This is a genomic window from Mesorhizobium sp. M7A.F.Ca.US.005.03.2.1 (assembly GCF_003997795.1).
GTDB classification, from domain to species: Bacteria; Pseudomonadota; Alphaproteobacteria; order Rhizobiales; family Rhizobiaceae; genus Mesorhizobium; species Mesorhizobium ciceri.
On record NZ_RZRP01000576.1, the window covers coordinates 1 to 4,113 of the forward strand.

Below are 4,113 nucleotides of genomic sequence, written 5' to 3' on the forward strand. Positions count from 1 at the left end.
AGCGCAGACCTATGCAGGGCGCATTGCTGCCCGTCCGCTCTGGCTCCGCTCGTTGCTCCTGGAGCCGGACCGCGACGACTGGGTCTACTGGCAGTACCACAACAGGGGTCGCGTCGACGGCATCAATGGCGATGTCGATATGAACGTGCTGAAGGGTGGGCCGGCGGTGCTGGCTGCACTGTTTGCGCCATCAAGCTGATCCGCTGGCGCCCGACTCTATTTCCGCAGGAACGCCGCTATCTGGCTGAAAACGCTAACGAACATCGCTTCGGTCAGCACACCGGTGTTGGTGTTGTAGCGCGAGCAATGATAGCTCGAAAACAGCGTGATGCTGCCGGCCGGCAGCTGCCCGCCATGCTTGAACGGATAGGCGGCGACGCGCCCGCCCAGCGCCCGCACCGTCGACTGATGCGCGATCGATCCCAGTGCCAGCACGGCGCGCAGATTCGGGAACCTGGCGATCGTCGGCACCAGGAATGTCCGGCAGGTGGCAATCTCAGCGCCCACCGGCTTGTTCTCCGGCGGCACGCAGCGCACCGCGTTGGTGATCGCGGTGCCGACCAGCTCCAATCCGTCATCTGGCCGCGCCTTGAACTCTCCGCGCGCAAAACCGTGCGAAATCATCGTCGAGTAGAGCAGGTCGCCGGCATAGTCGCCGGTGAACGGGCGGCCCGTTCGATTGGCACCGCGCAGGCCAGGCGCCAGCCCGACGATCAGCAACTGAACCGCCGCGTCACCCTCGGGTGGTAAAAAAGTCGGCACCGGCGCATTGAACCAGGACGGCTCGCGCTGCCGCCACTCGGCGATGAAGTCATGCAGCCTTGGGCAGAGCGGGCAATCGCGGCCGGGTTCGGAGGCGGAAAGCACGGTCAAGGCGACCGGCCTCAATAATCGTCCTCGTCGACTTCGGCCGGCTCGGGCCTGCGCACCGGGCGCTCGGACGGGTCACGGCCAACCTCGTTCTTCAGCGTCGTCAGGTCGATGAAATGGTCGGCCTGGCGGCGCAGATCGTCGGAGATCATCGGCGGCTGCGAGGCCATGGTCGAGACGATCGATACCTTGCGGCCACGCCGCTGCAATGCCTCGACCAATGTGCGGAAATCGCCGTCGCCGGAAAAGATGACGTAGTGGTCGACGACATCGGCGAGTTCCAGCGCATCGACGGTGAGCTCGATGTCCATATTGCCCTTGATCTTGCGGCGGCCGGTCGAGTCGGTGAATTCCTTGGCCGGCTTGGTGACCACCTTGAAGCCATTATAGTCGAGCCAGTCGATCAGTGGACGGATCGAGGAGTATTCCTGATCCTCGACCAGCGCCGTGTAATAATAGGCGCGCAGCAGATAGCCGCGCTTCTGGAAGCTCGACAGAAGCTTGCGGTAGTCGATGTCGAAGCCGAGCGCGCGCGACGTCGCGTAGAGATTGGCGCCGTCGATGAATAGGGCGATTTTTTCACGAGGGTCGAACATGGAAAATATTCCTTCTCGAAATAAACACCCGTCTAAACCAAATGCGATAGCGTTCGGTCAGGCTCATAATAAACCGGCTGACCTCTATGCCATCCGAGATAGCGCCAGTTTCGCGGCAATCCAAGGGCGCGTGCGGCACTGCAAGCAATTGTGATCGGGACACCGAACACATAGCACAGACTGGTTTTGCCAAATCGGGTGTTTGAACCAAGGTTTGGGCGCCATGCAACCCAGCCATTGCCATGATGCTTGTATTTTGGCGGCGTTCGGGTTATGGACCGCGCCTGTTTTCCATCAAATCCATCGCATGAAAGGGGCAATCCATGGCCCGCGTAACCGTTGAAGATTGCATCGACAAGGTCGACAACCGCTTCGAGTTGGTGCTCCTTGCCGGCCATCGTGCCCGGCAGATCAGCCAGGGCGCGCCGATCACAGTGCCGCGTGACAACGACAAGAATCCGGTTGTGGCGCTGCGCGAGATCGCCGATGAGACGCTGTCGCCCGACGACCTCAAGGAAGATCTGATCCATTCGCTGCAGAAGCATGTCGAGGTCGACGAGCCCGAGGCCGATGGCGAGGCGATTGCCGATCAGACCGGCACCGCCGTTGCCGCCACCGACGCCGACGACGCCGAGGAGAACATCACCTTCGACCGGATGACCGAGGAAGACCTCCTGGCCGGCATCGAGGGCCTGGTGCCGCCGGAAAAGAGCGACGACTACTAAGCCAGCGTTCTGGACCTGCCTGGAATACGTTTCCGGCACTTCCGTCCAGTCAGTTTCGTGGCTATCTATGGGATGCGCCGTACGCTAGTGCGGCGCATCAATCATTTCAGCACCGCGAGATTCCGCCCATGATGCGTCAGTATGAGCTTGTCGAGCGCGTCCAGCGCTACAAGCCTGACGTCAACGAGGCGTTGCTCAACAAGGCCTATGTCTATGCCATGCAGAAGCATGGCCACCAGAAGCGCGCTTCCGGCGATCCGTATTTCTCGCATCCGCTCGAAGTCGCCGCCATCCTCACCGAAATGCATATGGACGAGGCGACGATCGCGGTCGCCCTGCTGCACGACACCATCGAGGACACGACCGCCACGCGGGCCGAGATCGACGATCTGTTCGGCCCCGAAATGGGCAAGCTGGTCGAGGGCCTGACCAAGTTGAAGAAGCTCGATCTGGTCTCGAAGAAGGCCGAGCAGGCGGAAAACCTGAGAAAGCTTCTGCTGGCGATTTCGGAAGATGTCCGCGTGCTGCTGGTCAAGCTCGCCGATCGTTTGCACAATATGCGCACCCTCGACCACATGCCGGAGGCCAAGCGCCTGCGCATCGCCGAGGAGACGATGGATATCTACGCACCGCTGGCCGGGCGCATGGGCATGCAAGGCATGCGTGAAGAGCTGGAGGAGATCGCCTTCCGCTTCATTAATCCTGAAGCCTATCGCGCCGTCACCGCACGGCTTGCCGAAATCTTCGAACGCAACAAGGGCGTGCTGACGGACATCGAAAAGGCACTGTCCACGTTGTTCGAGAAGCATGCGATCAACGCCAGCGTAAAGAGCCGGCAGAAGAAGCCGTGGTCGGTGTTCCGCAAGATGGAGGCCAAGGCGCTGTCCTTCGAGCAGCTCTCTGACATCTTCGGCTTTCGCGTCGTCGTCGACACGGTCGAGGACTGCTACCGGGCGCTTGGCGCCATCCACACCGCGTGGTCGATGGTGCCGGGTCGCTTCAAGGACTACATCTCGACGCCGAAACAGAACGACTACCGCTCGATCCACACCACCATTGTCGGCCCGTCGCGCCAGCGTGTCGAGCTGCAGATCCGTACCCGAGAGATGAACAAGATCGCCGAATACGGCGTCGCCGCCCATTCGATCTACAAGGATACCGGCGGCAAGACGAATGGCGCCGCCCACGCGATTTCAAAGGAAACCAACGCCTACGCCTGGCTGCGCCGCACCATCGAGCAGCTTGCCGAAGGCGACAACCCTGAGGATTTCCTCGAAAATACCAAGCTGGAACTGTTCCAGGACCAGGTGTTCTGCTTCACCCCGAAAGGCATGTTGATTGCGCTGCCGCGCGGCGCGACACCGATCGACTTCGCCTATGCGGTGCACACCGATGTCGGCGACACCTGCGTCGGTGCCAAGGTCAACGGCCGCATCATGCCGCTGATGACGGAACTGAAGAACGGCGACGAGGTCGAGATCATCCGCTCCAAGGCGCAGGTGCCGCCGGCGGCGTGGGAATCGGTCGTCGTCACCGGCAAGGCGCGCTCGGCCATCCGCCGTGCCACCAAGAACGCCATCCGCAAGCAATATTCGGGTCTTGGCATCCGCATCCTGGAACGCGCCTTCGAGCGTGCCGGCAAGACCTTCACCAAGGAGAGCCTGAAGCAGGTGCTGCACAGGTTGGCGCGCAAGGACATCGAGGATGTGCTGGCCTCTGTCGGGCGTGGCGAGCTCGCCTCCACTGATGTCATGAAGGCGGTATTCCCTGACTACAAGGATGAGCGCGTCACCACGGCCGTCCCCAAGCCGCGAGAGGAGGGCTGGTCGAAGATCCGCAATGCCGCCGGCATGCTGTTCCAGATTCCGGGTCGTGCCGCGCGCAAGGACAAGGACCAGCCGCGCGATGGAGCCGTGCCGATC

Annotated in this window: 4 protein-coding genes and 1 pseudogene; 3 read left to right on the forward strand and 2 right to left on the reverse strand. The window is 61.7% G+C overall.

What is annotated here, in order from left to right; all coding sequences use genetic code 11:
• A pseudogene (locus EN991_RS25920) lies at positions 1-199 on the forward strand (lysozyme); the annotation flags it as partial.
• Positions 200-216: 17 nt separating this feature from the next.
• On the opposite strand, the gene EN991_RS25925 reads toward EN991_RS25920, so the two are convergent.
• Positions 217-873, reverse strand: coding sequence for a uracil-DNA glycosylase (locus tag EN991_RS25925; protein ID WP_024503072.1), 657 nt, complete (start codon positions 871-873; stop codon positions 217-219).
• Between the two features lie 11 nt (positions 874-884).
• Positions 885-1,466 carry an NYN domain-containing protein gene (locus EN991_RS25930; RefSeq protein ID WP_010915096.1) on the reverse strand — a complete coding sequence of 194 codons (582 nt, stop codon included), beginning with the start codon at positions 1,464-1,466 and terminating at the stop codon, positions 885-887.
• Positions 1,467-1,789: 323 nt separating this feature from the next.
• On the opposite strand from EN991_RS25930, the gene rpoZ reads away from it, so the two are divergent.
• Together rpoZ and EN991_RS25940 are read left to right on the forward strand one after the other, a co-directional pair.
• On the forward strand, positions 1,790-2,191 hold the full coding sequence (gene rpoZ, locus EN991_RS25935) for a DNA-directed RNA polymerase subunit omega (RefSeq protein ID WP_013532591.1): 402 nt from the start codon (positions 1,790-1,792) through the stop codon (positions 2,189-2,191).
• Positions 2,192-2,319: 128 nt separating this feature from the next.
• Positions 2,320-4,113 (forward strand): bifunctional (p)ppGpp synthetase/guanosine-3',5'-bis(diphosphate) 3'-pyrophosphohydrolase (locus EN991_RS25940; protein ID WP_164769371.1); only part of this gene is annotated, 1,794 nt, incomplete at its 3' end.

What these genes read in the sequence shown, in the direction of transcription:
- EN991_RS25930 (WP_010915096.1), bottom strand. Translation starts at nt 1,466, where the DNA reads ATGTTCGACCCTCGTGAAAAAATCGCCCTATTCATCGACGGCGCCAAT.
- rpoZ (WP_013532591.1), top strand. Translation starts at nt 1,790, where the DNA reads ATGGCCCGCGTAACCGTTGAAGATTGCATCGACAAGGTCGACAACCGC.